This is a genomic window from Acinetobacter sp. 802_lipA (assembly GCF_058242885.1).
This window is the reverse complement of record NZ_JBZAYP010000001.1, coordinates 3,470,660-3,488,098: the sequence shown is the minus strand read 5'-3', so window position 1 is coordinate 3,488,098 and position 17,439 is coordinate 3,470,660. Positions and strand designations below refer to the sequence as shown.

General features: G+C 40.8%; 16 protein-coding genes and 1 pseudogene. 3 read left to right on the top strand and 14 right to left on the bottom strand.

What is annotated here, in order from left to right; genetic code table 11:
- Positions 1–44: 44 nt before the first annotated feature.
- Positions 45–1,238, bottom strand: coding sequence for a PilT/PilU family type 4a pilus ATPase (locus tag AC4CU3_RS17355; protein WP_004979812.1), 1,194 nt, complete (start codon positions 1,236–1,238; stop codon positions 45–47).
- Positions 1,239–1,475: 237 nt separating this feature from the next.
- Positions 1,476–2,537 (bottom strand): 3-deoxy-7-phosphoheptulonate synthase, encoded by a 1,062-nt coding sequence (locus tag AC4CU3_RS17350; protein WP_114836678.1) that lies wholly within the window; start codon positions 2,535–2,537, stop codon positions 1,476–1,478.
- Here AC4CU3_RS17350 and AC4CU3_RS17345 point away from each other — a divergent pair.
- Positions 2,483–2,629, top strand: a complete 147-nt coding sequence (locus AC4CU3_RS17345) for a hypothetical protein (RefSeq protein WP_171254088.1) — start codon at positions 2,483–2,485, stop codon at positions 2,627–2,629. The genes AC4CU3_RS17350 and AC4CU3_RS17345 overlap by 55 nt on opposite strands.
- Before the next feature lie 398 nt (positions 2,630–3,027).
- Here AC4CU3_RS17345 and AC4CU3_RS17340 read toward each other — a convergent pair whose 3' ends face one another.
- The 5 genes and pseudogenes from AC4CU3_RS17340 to AC4CU3_RS17320 all read right to left on the bottom strand — a co-directional run bounded on the left by AC4CU3_RS17340 (position 3,028) and on the right by AC4CU3_RS17320 (position 9,148).
- Positions 3,028–3,705: an EAL domain-containing protein gene (locus tag AC4CU3_RS17340; protein ID WP_265935908.1), complete on the bottom strand. Its 678-nt coding sequence runs from the start codon at positions 3,703–3,705 to the stop codon at positions 3,028–3,030.
- 11 nt (positions 3,706–3,716) lie between these two features.
- Positions 3,717–4,624 (bottom strand): annotated as a pseudogene (locus tag AC4CU3_RS17335) (diguanylate cyclase domain-containing protein).
- A gap of 972 nt (positions 4,625–5,596) precedes the next feature.
- The gene (locus AC4CU3_RS17330; protein WP_078425604.1) at positions 5,597–6,766 is read right to left on the bottom strand and encodes a fatty acid desaturase family protein; all 1,170 of its coding nucleotides are present in this window, start codon (positions 6,764–6,766) and stop codon (positions 5,597–5,599) included.
- A 12-nt stretch (positions 6,767–6,778) separates the two neighbouring features.
- A complete protein-coding gene (locus AC4CU3_RS17325; RefSeq protein ID WP_114836679.1) occupies positions 6,779–7,807 on the bottom strand; it encodes a flavin reductase family protein in 1,029 nt (342 codons plus the stop codon).
- Positions 7,808–8,032: 225 nt separating this feature from the next.
- Positions 8,033–9,148 carry an S-(hydroxymethyl)glutathione dehydrogenase/class III alcohol dehydrogenase gene (locus AC4CU3_RS17320; protein ID WP_114836680.1) on the bottom strand — a complete coding sequence of 372 codons (1,116 nt, stop codon included), beginning with the start codon at positions 9,146–9,148 and terminating at the stop codon, positions 8,033–8,035.
- Positions 9,149–9,267: 119 nt separating this feature from the next.
- On the opposite strand from AC4CU3_RS17320, the gene AC4CU3_RS17315 reads away from it, so the two are divergent.
- Both AC4CU3_RS17315 and AC4CU3_RS17310 read left to right on the top strand, forming a co-directional pair.
- Positions 9,268–10,821, top strand: coding sequence for a phospholipase D family protein (locus AC4CU3_RS17315; protein WP_114836681.1), 1,554 nt, complete (start codon positions 9,268–9,270; stop codon positions 10,819–10,821).
- Positions 10,822–11,079: 258 nt separating this feature from the next.
- Positions 11,080–11,517 carry a hypothetical protein gene (locus AC4CU3_RS17310; RefSeq protein ID WP_114836682.1) on the top strand — a complete coding sequence of 146 codons (438 nt, stop codon included), beginning with the start codon at positions 11,080–11,082 and terminating at the stop codon, positions 11,515–11,517.
- A 62-nt stretch (positions 11,518–11,579) separates the two neighbouring features.
- On the opposite strand, the gene AC4CU3_RS17305 is transcribed toward AC4CU3_RS17310, so the two are convergent.
- From AC4CU3_RS17305 to AC4CU3_RS17275, 7 genes are all read right to left on the bottom strand, one after another.
- Positions 11,580–12,173, bottom strand: coding sequence for a uracil-DNA glycosylase family protein (locus AC4CU3_RS17305; RefSeq protein WP_114836683.1), 594 nt, complete (start codon positions 12,171–12,173; stop codon positions 11,580–11,582).
- Between the two features lie 29 nt (positions 12,174–12,202).
- Positions 12,203–12,913: an SGNH/GDSL hydrolase family protein gene (locus tag AC4CU3_RS17300; protein WP_279043274.1), complete on the bottom strand. Its 711-nt coding sequence runs from the start codon at positions 12,911–12,913 to the stop codon at positions 12,203–12,205.
- 133 nt (positions 12,914–13,046) lie between these two features.
- The gene (locus tag AC4CU3_RS17295; protein ID WP_114836685.1) at positions 13,047–13,370 is read right to left on the bottom strand and encodes a pyrimidine/purine nucleoside phosphorylase; all 324 of its coding nucleotides are present in this window, start codon (positions 13,368–13,370) and stop codon (positions 13,047–13,049) included.
- A gap of 152 nt (positions 13,371–13,522) precedes the next feature.
- Positions 13,523–14,266 carry an SDR family oxidoreductase gene (locus AC4CU3_RS17290; RefSeq protein WP_114836686.1) on the bottom strand — a complete coding sequence of 248 codons (744 nt, stop codon included), beginning with the start codon at positions 14,264–14,266 and terminating at the stop codon, positions 13,523–13,525.
- Between the two features lie 15 nt (positions 14,267–14,281).
- Positions 14,282–14,980, bottom strand: a complete 699-nt coding sequence (locus AC4CU3_RS17285) for a histidine phosphatase family protein (RefSeq protein ID WP_114836687.1) — start codon at positions 14,978–14,980, stop codon at positions 14,282–14,284.
- Positions 14,977–16,098 (bottom strand): phosphotransferase family protein, encoded by a 1,122-nt coding sequence (locus AC4CU3_RS17280; protein WP_279043270.1) that lies wholly within the window; start codon positions 16,096–16,098, stop codon positions 14,977–14,979. The genes AC4CU3_RS17285 and AC4CU3_RS17280 overlap by 4 nt, the downstream gene beginning before the upstream one ends.
- 95 nt (positions 16,099–16,193) lie before the next feature.
- Positions 16,194–17,435, bottom strand: a complete 1,242-nt coding sequence (locus AC4CU3_RS17275; protein WP_178928595.1) for an acyl-CoA dehydrogenase family protein — start codon at positions 17,433–17,435, stop codon at positions 16,194–16,196.
- Positions 17,436–17,439 lie beyond the last annotated feature (4 nt).

Sequence of the window (17,439 nt, the reverse complement as noted above, 5' to 3'; positions counted from 1 at the left end):
ATCAGTCCGTATGCGCATAGCAATGAACATACGGACTCAGAAAATTAGGCGTCGGCCTTCTCTTCTTCAGCGTCTTTGGCTTTTTCAGCAACCGCTTGATCAAAAGACAAAGCACTATTTGAGCTTAACTGCGGGTTGGCACGACTACTCTTTAACTTAATCTGTAGACGTAATTCATTGACCGAGTCTGCATTTCGTAGCGCCTCTTCATAAGCAATTGCACCTTGATTGTATAAATCAAACAAAGCCTGATCAAAGGTCTGCATACCTAGCTCTCGTGACTTCGACATCACTTCTTTGAGTTCATGGAAATTCCCTTTAAGTATCAAGTCTGACATCAACGGCGTATTGAGCATGATTTCCACTGCTGCTCGGCGACCACGCCCATCTTCAGTTCGCACCAGACGCTGTGAAATAATCGCCTTCATATTGGAAGATAAGTCCATCAAAAGTTGATTGCGACGTTCGTCTGGGAAAAAGTTAATAATTCGATCTAAAGCCTGATTTGCATTATTAGCATGTAATGTGCCTAGGCATAAGTGGCCTGTTTCTGCAAAAGCTATGGCATGCTCCATAGTCTCCGTGTCACGAATCTCACCAATTAAAATGACATCAGGTGCTTGGCGCAAAGTATTTTTCAAAGCATTGTGCCAAGAGTGACAGTCCACACCTACTTCTCGATGAGTAATCATCGATTTCTTATGCTTGTGAACATATTCCACTGGGTCTTCAACCGTAATAATGTGCCCTGCCGAGTTTTCATTTCGATGATCAATCATGGCTGCTAAAGACGTCGATTTACCCGACCCTGTACCACCGACAACGAGGACCAAACCACGTTTTTCCATAATTACGTCTTTTAAAGACGTTGGAAGTTGTAACTTAGTGAAGTTAGGAATTTCCGCGGTAATCGTACGAATCACCATCCCCACATGCAGTTGCTGCTGAAAAACATTGACGCGAAAACGTGAGACATTGGGAACGCTAATTGCAAAATTACACTCCAGCTCAGTTTCGAACTCTAATCGTTGCTTTTCGTTCATTAAACTATAAGCAAAGAGTTTGGTCTGATCAGATGGCAAGTTTTGTTGACCCAATGGCTTCATAAGGCCCTGATGCTTAATACTTGGCGGAAAGTCTGCAGATATAAATAAGTCTGAACCACCATACTCAACCACTTTGCTGAGCATGTGAAACATCATCCGACGGGCTTCTTCTAAAAGTTCTGCAGAATACATAGTGTTCTCTAAAATTAGTGCAAATAGCTGACTTTAAAAAGCATTTCTTTTATTCAAAATACAATTTTTTATCGTGTTCTTTCAGGCTTCTGATTTTGCATAAGTTTTTGCTCTATCTCAACCTAATTTATCGTTTGATAAATAACTTTTAGCTTATTTTTCAATTTATTATCTTCATTTATTGAACTGTATCACAAAAAAAGACCTTTCAATGAAAGGTCTTTTTAGCTGCGTTGATTAAGCACTACGTTGAACGGCATGGCTGCGTAATGTGTCGGCAACCTCTAAGAGTACTTGCTCAGTTTTTTCCCAGCCTAAACAGCCATCGGTAACAGACTGACCATAGACCATGTCATCTGAAATTTTCTGGTTACCATCAACCAAGTGACTCTCAAGCATGACACCACACACATTGCTTTGCGTGCGTTCCGCAACAATGCTACGCAATACATCAGGTTGATTGAGTGGATTTTTACTACTGTTCCCATGACTACAGTCAATCACCAACGCGGGTAATTCACCTTTGACTTTATCTTGCATATGACGAATATCGGCTAAAGCATAGTTAGGTCCCGAGTTTGCACCACGTAAAATCAAGTGTGGCTTCGGATTTCCTTGGGACTGAAGCATACATGCCATGCCTTGCTGCCCAATTCCCATGAACTGGTGAGGGTTTGATGCAGACTGAATCGCATCCAGAGCAATTTGAATTGAACCATCTGTTCCATTTTTGAAACCAATGCTGAACGGCATATGACTCGAAATTTCACGGTGAATCTGCGACTCGCTGGTACGCGCACCAATAGCTCCCCATGCCAACAGATCGTCGAAATAAGCAGTCGCCATCGGGCTTAAAATTTCTGTAGCAATCGGCAAACCCATTTCAATAATCGCTAAATACAATGCTCGAGACTGCTCTAATCCCAACTGCATATTGGAAGATCCATCGAGTAGAGGATCGTATAAAAAACCTTTCCAACCCACTGTTGTCCGTGGTTTTTCAATATAAGCACGCATCACGAAGAAAATCTGATCTGAAACTTTGGTTTGTAGTTGTTTTAACTTTTCAGCGTATTCTAAAACCGCAATAGGGTCATGAATGGAACACGGGCCAGTAATGACCATTAAACGATGGTCTTTGCCATCTAATATATTTTGAATGGTTTGACGCTGTTCAGCAATTTTTAGTTTTAATGGCGCTGAAAGTGGCAACTGCGCTTTGAGTTGCTGCGGCAAACTTAAAAGTGTTTCTTGAACTGTCGTTTGAGTACTTTGTAGTGCAGTATTTAGAGCATTCATTGGTTTGTATCCTTTGGACTGTGGTCTTCAGTCCGATCTTTTATTTGAGCGTTATGGGTCTAATGGATTGCTGGGCTAAAGTCATAAATTGACTAAAGTAAAACCAATGAAAGTTGCTAAAGTATGAATAGTTAGTTGTTTTCATGAAGTACTCCAAAATTTATTAAAACAGCAGATATAAAAAAACCTGATCAGGGTTGCCGATCAGGTATTAACTAGGTGGGCAACCTTTTGATGCCCGAACGCGTTCAGGCAATTATCTAAATTGCCAAAAGTAATAATTTGCGTTAGAAATTACAGGTTGCTTTAACATTTTTATATCTTCAAAAATATGTTATCTGAAATTTAAAATACGCTGATTTTTTTGCTTTTACAACACTTTTTTATGCAAAAATTCAGTTCCACCCTGTTTAAGTTGCTGTCTTCGCCTTTAGCTCAATTGCCTCATCATGTTTGAGTTCATAAGAACAGGCGCTATATAGAGCCATGCCTAGTGTAGTTTTAGCAACTGCATTTCTGCCTGCTGAGCACAAACAGGTGGACTAAACAGATAACCTTGCCCAATATGACAGCCCATATCTCTTAAAAGCTGCAATTGCATTTCAGTTTCAATCCCTTCAGCAACGATATCCATCGATAAAAGCGGGCCAAGCTTGGCTAACCCTTCGACAATGGCGTAAATCGATTTATCATCACTTAAACGCTGTACAAAAGAGCAGTCAACTTTAATAATATCAACAGGATAGTCACGTAAATGTGTCAGAGAAGAATGCCCAGTACCAAAATCATCCAGTGCTATTCGCACACCATTTGCTTTGAGTTTTTTTAAGGCGCGAACAACGTATTCATAGCCGCGTTCAGCCAAATGATATTCAGTGACCTCGATTTCAACAAATTTTGAGGGGATGCGGTAGGCTTTGAGACGTTTTAAAAAGATCTCTGCAAAATTATCACGCATAAACTCAACAGGTGCTGCATTAATTGAAATAGGCACAACTTGTAAGCCTTTTGCACGCCATTCAGTAATTTTTTTAAAAACCTGATGTTGCATAATCTCACCAATACGGCTAGATAACTCATAATCATTAAAGGCTGCTGCAATTCGTGCAGGACTTTGAATGTTATTTTGATCATCACGCCAGCGTAAGAGTGCTTCATAACCGATAATTCTTTCTGAATCTAAACAGACTTTCGGTTGAAAGAAAGCCTCGATGGCAACATTACGAATAATTTGATGCGCACAATTAAGTTGTTCAGATTGCTCCCGTACCGCATTAAAAACATATCCTGATCAAACATGCGCATACCACCGCGGCCCTGTGCTTTAACATCATTGAGTGCTGTATCGGCACACTTGAGTAGCTCACTGAGGTCATTGGCATCATCTGGATAGAGGCCACATCCAATACTCATGCCACATTGATGTAGTTCCCCGAAAATGTGATGGGAATCTCGAGTTGTTGCAAAATCTGCTGGGCAATTTGATTGAGTTCACCTATATGCTGTACATGCGGAATAATCACACCAAATTCATCCCCGCCAAGACGTGCCAAGAAAGCACGCCCTTCTAAAATTTGTTTTAAACGTTTCGATAAAATTCTTAAAAGGTGGTCACCTGCGGCATAACCGAGTGTGTCATTGATGGTTTTAAAGTGATCTAAATCCATCAACATGACGGCTAACTTTTGTTTTTTATCACGTGCACTACTATACAGTTTTCTGATTTTTTCTTTAAACGCACGTCGGTTATTTAAACCGGTTAACTCATCACGTTCACTGCCTTGTTTTAATTTTTGTTCTGTCAGATATTGTAGCGTGATATCACGTGAAACACATAAAATACTCTGGGTCTCTCCGTCAACATCAAGTACAGGTGTCAGAACATTATCCCAATAATAAACTTTACCGTCCGATAAACTCATGCCATTAAAACGCGAAATTTGGCCTTGGCCTGCATCATACAATGCTTTTTTGGCTTTTTTACGCACCGCAGGAGGCAAAAGTTCGACCCAAGACATACCAAAGTACTTAACATCTGCACTTCCCAATAACATGACACATGCCGACTTATTCATATGGGTGACCATACCATCTGGCTCAACCACAATAATGCAGTCTACGCTGGCATTTAACATATCCGAATGGGCACGTAACAGCGCCAAAGACTCGATATAAATTTTCATGCCCTGATGAATATCAGTGCAACTCAGTTGAAATCCAGCCGTAGAGCGATCCATTTCACCTTGGACTAAGAACCAATGATACTGGCCCTGATGATTACGAATCCGACAGGTTTTTTCAAATGTGAGCTCGGCAATTATCGGTTGATGCAAAAATTCATCTAATGCTGGCACATCTTCTGGATGAATATATTCGACCAAATTGAAGCTATCTGCGGATAAATCCATTCCTCCCACATACTGGCGTAAGGGTAAATTTATATATTTGCAGACGTCATTATGAATCCAAAAAAGCTGAGGAATAATATCAATCAGATGGTGGTCTTTTTTTGAAGTAGAACTCATTCCTGCCTGTTGATCATAAGCAATCTTTTTAGATTTATTCTTAGGCTGTGAATGGGTTCGAGACATAATAATTATCTGCAACTTAAACTTGCTGGTTTAGTCCATAACCAGACATATTGTTTAAAAAAGAAATCAAGCAAAGTCATGAAAAACAATGAAAAACAAAAAAGTAAATATAAGTATAATGACGCTGCGTGATTACCATCACAATATGCATCATATACAACTTATATAAGCGTATACCAATGAAAAATTGCAACTATTACACAAATAACTGAGAGCCGTTTTCAATAGCAAATGAGTATTCATTTGAGCGACATAGCAAAGCTAAACAACTTTCACTGAAAAACCAATATTAACAATAATTTATTTTAAGTAAATACCGACTATTCACATAATGATTAAATTTAATCCGACTTACACAAAGACATCATATAGAGGGGTTTTACGCCCTACTTTTGTGCAAAAAAAAAGCAGAAACCTAATGGGTCAATATTATCCAATAAAGTTTCTGCTCTGGTACATACTTGTGAGCTATGATTTAAAGATTCTTTTTTTCAATAAACTCAGATTGTGTTTCAGAAAAGACTGTGTAGGGTCACTTTTTTCATAACATTCATTTGGCAGCGAGTATTTAGCCAATTTCACCCAAACAGATGAAAACTGTTTGATAAAGCTCGCTTCATTGTAATGAATTCCATACTCTGCACACAGTGCTTTAATTTTGGGCGCGACTTGTGCGTAGCGATTGGCTGGCATGTCCGGGAAAAGATGATGTTCGATTTGATGACTCAAGTTCCCGCTTAAGATATGCAAGCCCTGTGTCCCACTAAAATTACTTGAGCCTCGAATTTGACGCAGATACCATTCGGCCCGTGTTTCATTGTCGATATTGTCCATTTCAAAGTTTTCAGAGTCTTCGGTAAAGTGACCATTAAAAATCACCGCGGATGCCCATAAACTACGAATAACATTGGCTACCGCATTTCCTGCAAAAACTGGCAGTGCATTTGGCCCGGCAATGATTGGGAAAAAGACATAGTCCTTAATCACTTGGCGTTTCATTTTCTGCCTAAAATCATATGACTCTGCCCAAACTTCGTGCCAAGTTTTTGTTTTATAGGCGACCACATCCTCTATATGCAGATTTTGTATACCAACATACCACTCAAAAAACACCATCAATTGTGCAGCTAAAGGCAGATTTAGCAAAAAGCGAGGTTCCCAGACCTGTGCATCGCTCACACGGACTAAGCCATAGCCGACATCATGGTCCATACCAACAATATTGGTGTAGGTATGGTGGATATAATTATGCGTATGTTTCCAGTCGGGGCCTGTGGCCATAGTGTCCCAGTCATAATTTGCCCCATTGAGACTCGGGTCATTTAACCAGTCAAACTGACCATGCATGACATTATGCCCAAGCTCCATATTTTCTACGATTTTAGATACCCCCAATAAACCTGTGCCCAAGAGCCATACTGGAGGCAGCCATCCTGCAAACATGAGCATTGCACGTGCGCTTATTTCGCTATAGCGCACAAAATTTCGGATTTTGTAAATATACTCAGCATCTTTTTCATTGAGACTTTCCATCACTTCACGACGGATCGCTTCAACTTTCGCACCAAACTCTTCGATTTGTGCAGGACTTAAATATTTGGATTTACTACTTTCACTAAAATAAACGGGAAGATTCATATCTATACCTTCTTAAAGGTTGATCACAACAGGACTAACCGCCTGTGAAATGCATAATTTAATTTGTGTGTTATTGTTTTGATCAAGCTCACCTGTGAGCAGATTCCGCACCACACCCTGAACTTTGGTACATGAACAAGTATTACAAATGCCCATACGACAACCATGTGCGGGACGTAAACCCGCCTGTTCTGCACTGTCTAATAAATTGCTTTTGGCCTGAAACTGTTGCTGAGAACGTTGAAACGTGACCACTTGAGCACTTTGGGTGTGATCGACAACAATTTGAAAGTATTCGGTATGCAGATAGTCAACTAAGTCTAGAGCCTGATAAATTTCTGTCAGGCTTTGCATCATATTGGCAGCACCGCAGGCATAGCATTCACGTTGTTCAAGACCTTCAATCTTTTGGCTAAGCAAGTCTTGGCTCAGATGTTGTTTATGGGTCAATGTATTGATATGGTGATATTTAAACTGCGGATAATGTTCGACCAGACTTTGCAGTTCTGCGCGAAAGGCATCATCCCGCGTAAAGTAAATGAGATCGATATTGGAAACTGTTTGTGGGCGTTTTAATGCAGCCTTAATCAATGCGTAAATTGCGGTAATACCACTCCCCGAGGCAATCATCAATGCAGAGTGAAGCTGACTTTTTAAAACAAATTCGCCTTGCGTTTGGGAAATTTCAACTACACTTTTCACAGGCTGTTGAGTGAGTGCATTTGAAACTTTGCCCTGTTGTTTGACAGCAATCACAAGATTACCATTTTCTAAAATCTCAACAATCGAATAGCTTCGCTGCCAACGTACACCAGCAATGAGTACTGTCACTAAGATACTTTGCCCAGCTTGATAGTCGGTTGCTTTAAAATGATGATTTGGCTGTAACTGCATGTACACGAAGTCATCTGATAAGTGATGCTTTGCAACAATCCGCGCTTTGGCTTTTTTCCATGCCCATAGCGGATTTACTTTTTCAGCCAGAAAATCGATGAAATCTTCGCGTACCCATTCAGGACGGTATTCAACATGCTTTCCCATAGTCACCCTCTGCTTTAGTTTATTTTTATACAAGTGTGCATTATTAAGACATCAAGATAAGGTGAGAACCTATTTTCGACTATGTCATAAAAGGACAAAATCTAACGAATTGACATTTTTTATCATTTTTGTCTAACAACATGAACAGTTTTGCCAATTCACTTTTCTTCAAGCAAAAAACAAAAAACCAAGCCGCAGCTTGGTTTTTAAACACATTACAGCGAATTAGTCTTCAAAATGAATCACCGTACGGATTGATTTTCCATCATGCATTAAGTCAAAGGCTTCATTGATTTTGTCGAGACCCATGGTATGCGTAACAAATGGCTCTAAACGAATGTCACCAGTCATGGCTTCTTCAACCATACCAGGCAGTTGTGAACGACCTTTTACGCCGCCAAAAGCAGTTCCTTTCCAGGTACGGCCAGTAACCAGTTGAAATGGGCGCGTTGAAATTTCTTGGCCTGCACCCGCTACACCAATAATTACCGACTGACCCCAACCACGGTGTGCACATTCAAGTGCTGAGCGCATGACATTGGTGTTACCAATACATTCAAATGAGTGATCAACCCCCCAACCGGTCATTTCAACAATGACTTCCTGTACAGGACGGTCATGATCTTTCGGATTTACAAAATCAGTTGCTCCGAATTCTGCTGCTAATTTATATTTGTCAGGGTTCGTATCAACCGCAATAATACGGCTGGCTTTGGCTTTTTTTGCACCTTGTACAACAGCGAGACCAATACCACCTAAACCAAAGACTGCAACGGTATCTCCCTCTTGCACTTTGGCTGTATTTTTGACTGCACCTAAACCAGTGGTCACGCCGCAACCCAATAGACAGACGTGTTCAGGGTTAGCATCTGGATTGATTTTAGCCAAAGACACTTCTGCGACAACGGTATATTCAGAAAAGGTTGAACAGCCCATATAGTGATAAATCGGTTGCCCATTATAAGAAAAACGCGTTGTACCATCTGGCATCAGACCTTTGCCCTGCGTCGCACGGACTGCAACACATAGATTGGTCTTGCCTGACTGACAGAATAAACACTCGCCACACTCAGCCGTATACAGTGGAATAACATGATCACCCGGCTGAACGCTAGTTACGCCTTCACCGACCTGAACTACGATACCCGCACCTTCATGGCCTAAAACTGCTGGAAAGACACCTTCAGGATCATCACCAGATAAAGTAAATGCGTCGGTATGGCATACACCTGTATGGGTAATCTTGACTAAAACCTCACCTTTTTGTGGTGGAGCAACATCAATTTCTACAATTTCCAGAGCTTGTCCAGGTCCAAAGGCAACAGCTGCACGTGATTTCATTTTCGCTATCCTTAAGGAAGTCTTTAACAGATGCGCTACAGTAACCGCTTTTTATTCTCTGTTTCAACCTATAACATATGAAATATATAACTTATAAAAATTAGGTCTTTAAAAGAAATATGGCGATACCAACTCATTGTCGACCGCTGATTTTGTTGAGCACCGTTTTAACACTCGCGGGATGCCAACTCTCCCCCAATCAGGCTAGGCCCTCAGCCCCTGTAGAGGTATATGCAGAGCATTGGCTCAAGGGTCAAGACGCGTCTGCACAGCAAAAACAGGGACTTACAGCCTATTTGGCGTTGGACGAAGCATTTATGAGTATTGCCTCGCGCCTACACTTGATACGAGAGGCCAAGCACAGTCTAGATGTCCAATACTATATTTGGGGAGATGACTTTATAGGCCATATGATGTTGCACGAACTGCTGAATGCTGCGGATCGTGGGGTGAAAGTGCGCTTATTGATTGATGACCAAAACGGCACGGCACTTGATGAAACTCTCAGAAAGCTGAGCGCTCACCCCAATTTTGAAATCAAATTATTCAATCCTTACAAATACCGTCATTTACGTGTGATTGATTATGCTTTTCGCTTCAATCACATTAACCATCGTATGCATAACAAACTGATTATTGCTGATGGTGCAATTGCGGTAACTGGCGGTCGTAACATCAGCAGTGAATACTTTGATGCCAGTGAAAAATTCCAATTTACCGATTTGGACATTTTGTTTTATGGGCAAGCTGTAGAACATGCCAATAGTGTATTTCTAAGTTTCTGGAATGATGATCTCAGTTATGCAATTCCTCAATTAGTGGGTCGAGGAACAAAAGAAGAACTGGCTCAATTAAAACAGCACTATGAGGCAGATGCCTTAGATAAAAATGTGATTGAACAGAAAATTGATTTGGCTCGGATACAAGTCGATTCAGAGCTAACCAAACATCCTGTTAACTGGGCAAAGGCTCATTTCATCGCTGATTCTCCCAATAAAATTCGCGGCGAAGCAAAGCCTGATGAAATCATTGTCAAACAAATGTTCGATTTGATGGGCAAGCCTGAAAAGCATATGGAGTTGGTCTCCGCATATTTTGTTCCAACCACAGCAGGTGCCGACTATCTCTCCAATTTGGCAAAAAATGGAACTCGAGTTCGTGTCTTAACCAATTCGTTATTGGCTAATGATGTTGCCATTGTGCATGCATTTTATAAAAAATATCGCCGTGGCTTACTCGAAAATGGCGTCAAACTATATGAATTTAAACCCTATATCGAACGAGAAAAATACACATGGTATGAAGTGGCAACTGGTCATGTGATTCCAGCTAAAGGTCGAAGTTCCTCACGGCTCCATGCCAAATTTTTTGATATAGATGGAAAAGTCTTTGTCGGTTCGTTTAACTTTGACCCGCGCTCAGCCCATTTAAATACAGAAGTAGGCTTAGTGGTAGAGTCAGATCAATTGCAAAATGCAATCTCACATAAGTTAGATGAATTTCTTCCGCATATTGCATATGAGTTAAAGCTCAACTCTCAAGGCAATATCATTTGGCTTGAACATCAAAAAGATGGAACTGTCATTGAACATCAAAAAGAACCCGAAACCACAAAATTTCAGCGTTTTATGATGAAAGCCGTGTCATACCTACCCATTGAATGGATGATGTAATTACAGGTGAATGACATTACCTATGTTCTCTAATGTAAGATAGCTTTCTGTTTAGGCTGAGTTGCTTTGTTTTTAGGCTCAGCTTAAAATGCTTTAGCTATTACTACTCTTAATAAACGCCATTGAATATAAGACTCGAACAGAATAATTGGCTCTGATACCTAAATTCATTCAAGGGCTTGAAAGGTTTTACTCAGTACACACTTTTATTTAACATGCAGCCCTCCTTTTTTTATCTCTCCTTTATAAAGTTTAGTAATGCAATTTTTTGATTTAAGTCGTCAGTTTAATCTCAGCAATATTTTAACCCCCTACAAAACACTAGAAGATCTTGCCCGACAAGAATGGTTTCTAAGTAAAGTGCGTGTTGAACATGACTGCTTGAGTGACAATGACATGGTTGAAGGACAAGTTGTTTTAAAATCCAATCAAAATATCCAAATTGAACTGGAGTGGCTAATCCAAGATACAGGCCATGAACTTTTAGTTCAGTTTAAAGGGATCGAAACAGCTGCAAGCGAAGAGACTTTTGTTTTGGTGAAAGGTGCACAATTGATCGATGAATCGCAACAACCACTTTCGGCAGGTGCACTCAGCCTATGGATTGATGGAACATTATTTCCTATGCTGCCACAACTGCGTAAACAGATTAAAGTTCGGCTGAATCTCTGGGACTATGTTGAGTACGAAGACTAAAGCAGACCAACCATCTACGAATGGCTGGATCATTCAGTCATGTGGATAATCCAAATAGTTACCTAAAGTAAGCCTATTTCAGAAAATAAGTTCTGATAAGCCTCGGCTTTTTTCTCTAAAGCCAAAGGATAGGCACGAGAAGAAGATGGCATCCGATAAAGCCTCAGGTCTCGCCCAGCAAAATGTGTCTCGGACTTCATGCCAATTTGTGGTTTTAACGTACCTGTAGGCATAGACAGCATGAGCGTATCAGTAGCTTTATCGCCAGTCGTCATCACACTATGACATTCGGGCATTTTTTCAAGTAAATGTTGCACATTGGTTGGGTTAATAATGTGCAAAAACTTATCTGAAGCATTGCCTTTTTGGCGAATCACTTCATAGGCCGTATCAAAAATCGCAATGCCCCGTTCATTTAAAAATGTACGGATCTGTTGTTCTTTAAATGTCTTTTGCTCGATATTGAGAAAATAATTTTTATCTTGGAAAAAACACAGGCCAAATATTTTCCACATATCATTTTGAAAATTTGGATAGTAAAAGTCCATTTTCCAGCGGATCTTGGGCGGCGGAAAGCTGCCCAGCATCAATAATTTGGCATTAGCCGGGAGGAACGGTTTAAGTGGATGTTTTTCGATTTCAACTGAATGTGTCATAAGCTATAAAAAATTGTCTTTATTGCATTTTAAAAAGATTGGCGTATTTTTTCAGCCACTTGTTTACCCCAAAATTGATAAATTTCTTTGCTAGGGTGGAAACCATCTTCGGCCATAGCTAAGTTTAAAGCCAAAAACTTCTTTAGATCGTACTCTATCCACTCCATCTGTTTTTGCTGTGCAACAAATTGGCCTAATTCTAAGTTCATCGCTTTGGCATATTGACCGAACAACCATGCAAGTGGGTTTGGAAGTGCGGGAAACTGATCCATCGGGGGGACACCCGAAGCAATCGTCAATTGTGGACTAAACTTATGTTTGAGTATGTGATAAAGCTGCTTCTGTTTTGCGATCCAAGCCTGCGGCGAAGTGAATTTTGTAATGTCATTTACGCCCACAGAAGTAATGATTACATCAAAATGCCGTGTCTCAAGCGTTTGGATGGACTGAATGACCTGATCTGTGGTGAATCCCGTCGTTGCGTGTAAATAAAATTGAATACTAAATTCAGATGACAGTTCTTTTAAAATTGAACCCAATAACGCATCATCTTGAGCATTTACACCAACACCTGCCGCTGCTGAATCCCCCAAAATGAGCAAGGAAAGCGACTTACCCACGCCCTTTTGTCCAATGCGCTCTCCTTCGGGTTCAGCCAATCTTGGTGTATTTTTTTTGACAGCATAGCCCTGAAAAAGAATGACTGGAATTAAAGCCAGCGTATAAATTTTTAATCGCATATTCAGTGACTGGGTCTAAGCTAGCTGAGAGATGAAAATAGTATACGTTGAATTGCACCGATACACAGACTTAAATATTCTTCAGAAATCAAGAATTAATGTTGTTGTAGCCATTTTAAGTCTTTGTCTTCGGCTATTTTTCTAAGTGACAAATATAATCTACGACTTCATTTGCCATCATACTAAAGCGACTGTTGGCAGGAACATCAAAACTTTCACCTGCATGATACAGTCTCATTTCAGTCTGTAACCCAACTTTAACTTGGCATTGACCTGAAACAATTTCAATATGCTCCGCGACATGCGTTTCAAAAGTCAGTGGTTGATCTGTAGGCAAAATAACTCCAAGGGTCTTTTGTGAACCATCTTCACACTGAATGACATGACTGATTGAGCGCCCACCAAAATGAACATTGGGCTTTTTTCTGACTGAAACAAAGTCGAATTGTGTGGACATATTGATCACCTTTTTTCTTCAATGCTACCTCGGTTTTATGACCAACTCATGAATGCACTCAAATGATCATTTGGAAATAGCAACATATGTTTAGAAGGCACTCGCATAGTTAAAAATAAAAAGGCTGATTTACAGCCTTTTTATTTTTATCATTAACCCAGTTTATTGACCAATTTCAGCGGTAAAATTTTCATCGCTAAACCTAGTGGTAGCCATGGCCATTTAGGAACATAGGCTTTTACAGGGGCTTTTTCAATTTCTGCGGCCAACAGTCGTGAACCTGTTTTTTCATCCACTTCAAAAGGCAGTGGTTTTGCGCCCTCATTGATTTCTGTACGAATATAGCCAGGGAAAATCGTGGTGACTTTGATTGGAGTATTGAGCAGTTCTGCACGAATGCCTTCGGCCAAATGTGCAACGCCCGCTTTACTTGCACCGTACGCTGTCAAATGTTTTGGCATCCCGCGAACTGCACTCATAGAAGAGATAACAACCAAATGTCCTGCATTTTGTTCACGGAAAATTTCGACTGCGGCTTCACACTGCGCTAGAGCCGAAATAAAGTTGGTTTCAACCGTGGCTTTATTAATCGCAAAGCTCCCTTTGCCAATTCGACGCCCATCTCCAATTCCAGCATTTACAATCACACGGTCTAAACGGCCAAATTCTTGTTTAAATGCACGAAAGACTTCAAACACTTGATCGTAATTGGTCACATCTAAAACTTTAGGGATGACTTTTATTCCGTAATTGCTCTCAAGTTCCTGTTTTAGGCTTTCAAGGCGATCTAAACGTCGTGCACAAATCGCCAAGTTATAGCCTTTTTGTGCAAATTCGCGCGCCATACCTGCACCAATGCCAGAACTGGCCCCTGTAATTAAAATTGTTTTAGCCATGTCTTAATCCTGTCCTTAGATCCATGTCAGTAAGTTTGAGTTTTCGGCTTTAATAAAATGATGTTCATTGAGACTTAAAAGTTGCGGTTCATTCCCCACCAGTCGTAATGTGGTCATGCTGCTATTAGCAATTGCCCAATTTAGTGCAAAGGTTTTATTCGGACTTAAACCCAAGAGTTTACCTGCAACCACTGAAATCACACCACCCGAAGTAAACACCACAGCATAGCGCGGTTTGCTTTGAGCCAGTTCATCACACAAATCTTGCAAAGCACTTTCAATTCGACTTTTAAATTCAGGCCATGATTCATCGTATTCATGGTGATAGTCGCCACCTGTCCAGCGTTCAATTGCCCCTTCAAATATCTTGGCCAAATATGCACGTGGGTTCGACTCTTTAGCTACATCGGCTTTGAGTAAATGTGGCTCATTAAAACGCGGTTCGTAATGAGCAAAGACTTGCTGATGATTGAACTCATTCCATGCAGAATTTGTTAAAACATCCACCTCAGGAAAGCACTCAGCCAAAGAAATACATGCCGTTTGTTGATGTCGCTGCATAGAGCCTGAAACCACCACAGGCGCTTCTTTTAAGATCTGATCAAAATATTGACCTAAAATTTTGGCTTGGAGTTCACCATTGGGAGAGAGTTGATCATAACTTTCTGCACCAAAAGATGCTTGCCCGTGGCGAATGAAATAAATAGTGGTCATTTGCCTAATATTTCCTTCATTTTAACAATGTATTTTTGAGCGACTTCATTGGCTTCAATTTTTTGTAAACCAATCAATTTAAGTGCGCGAATATGGAGAGCATGAATTAAAATCCAAAAATCTTTGAAAGCTGGGTTATTGGTCTGTTTATGGTGATAGCGATAATAAATTTGCTGGGCAATCACGGCTAAACGGAAAATGCCAAAGACTTCATAAAAGGTCCAATTCTCTACTTCTAAACCCGTTTTTTCTAAATAATAATCGACCACTTCTTTACGTGTGAACATGCCTTTAAGATTTGTCGGTTGGCGACGTGTCGCTTTAAAGAGTGCACTATCCGACTCTTCAACCCAATATGCCAAAGCCGAACCTAAATCCATCAGTGGGTCACCGAGCGTTGCCATTTCCCAGTCTAAAACACCAATAATTTGCGTCGGATAATTCGGATCTAAAATGACATTATCAAACCGCCAATCGTTATGAATTACGCAGGTTTTTGAGTCTGCTGGAATATTATCCTTCAGCCACTTTCGCACATATTTAAATGAAGGGACGTTAATGGTTTTGGCTTTTTCAAAACGAGCGTCCCAACCTTCCACTTGACGACGACAGTAACCATCACCTTTACCAAGGTTCTCAAGTTCTGTGCCTTGGTATGGGACTTGATGAAGTTCGATCAGTTTATCAATCACATTGATACATAACTCACGAACTTGGGTTTCTTTAAAATCTAACTCTCTCGGTAAATTGGCCCGTGGAATAATGCCTTCTACGCGTTTCATCACGTAGAAGTCACAGCCAAGAACAGATTCGTCCTGACACAATGCAACCATTTCGGGAAGCATAGGATAAAAAGGGGTTAAACTCTTTTGCACATGATATTCACGTGCCATGTCATGTGCAGATTTAGCTTTGGTACCTTTGGGTGGACGACGTAAAATCAGATCTACATTGTCGTATTTCAATCTATACGTCCAGTTAGATGCACCGCCTGAGTATTGCGTGACTTCAACCTGCCCTTGTAGATCGACACCTTGTGCTTTGAGCCAGTTTTCTACGGCTACAGCATCCAGTTCTTCACCCGCCCGAACTGTTCCACCTACATCAATCGCTGACATTCTTTTTCCCAAACTATCAATCTTTTCTTTATAACTTAGAAGATCATCTATTCTTATTTCAACACGATGAATTAAAGAGATGATCTTCTCCTCTATTATTTTTTACGACGCGTACTATAGCCGCGTTTTGCCAGTTCTAGTTTTGCAATCATGCCTTTATGCACTTCATCTGGCCCATCAGCCAATCGCAGTGAACGTGCTTGAGCGAAGAAACCTGTCAAAGGCGTATCACGCGACACACCTGCTCCGCCGTGAATTTGAATCGCCATATCGACCACTTTTTCAAGCACACTTGGCGCAACGACTTTAATGGCAGAGATTTCGGTTAACGCTGCCATATTCCCTAAAGTATCCATTTTATACGCAGCATACAAGGTTAATAAACGTGCTTGATCAATTGCAACACGTGCATCAGCCACACGCTCTAGGTTTCCACCTAATTTTAAAATTTCTTTGCCAAATGCAGTACGACTCATACCACGATCGATCATCAACTCTAAAGATTTTTCCGCAGCACCAATACAGCGCATACAGTGATGAATACGACCCGGGCCTAAACGACCTTGGGCAATTTCAAAACCTTGACCTGCACCACCAATAAAGTTGGAAACAGGAACACGAACATTACTAAAGCTAATTTCGCCGTGACCATGTGGTGCATCATAGTCACCAAAGACTGGTAACATTCGTTCTATTGTGACTCCAGCCGTTTCAACAGGCACTAAAACCATCGAGTGTTGATGGTGGCGATCTTTGGTTTCATCTGGTGTATGCGCCATAAAAATAATAATTTTGGCATTGGGGTCACCTAAGCCTGAAGACCACCATTTACGGCCGTTTAACACAATTTCATCGCCTTCGATCACGGCTGTTGCTTGCATATTGGTCGCATCGGATGAAGCAACAGCTGGTTCTGTCATGCAGAAAACAGAGCGAATTTTTCCATCTAAAAGCTGCGTAAGCCACTTTTGCTTTTGAGCTTCAGAGCCATAACGCCACAATACTTCCATGTTGCCACTGTCAGGCGCATTACAGTTAAATACGGTCGGCGCAAGAAGACTCCGACCTGTGAGTTCTGCAATATGAGCGTACTCTTGAACCGATAGACCTTGACCCAATTCAGGACAAGGCAAAAACATATTCCATAAACCCGCAGCTTTTGCTTTGGCTTTGAGCGTTTCAAGTTGTGCAGGCCACTGCCATTTGGTCCAGTCGCCACCTTGGTTCAGTTCATGTACCTCATGCCAAAAGTCAGTTTCGATGGGCTCAATTTCATTTTGGATAAATTGTTTAGTACGTTCTACATAATCTTGAGCACGTGCTGAGAGTTCAAACATGGCT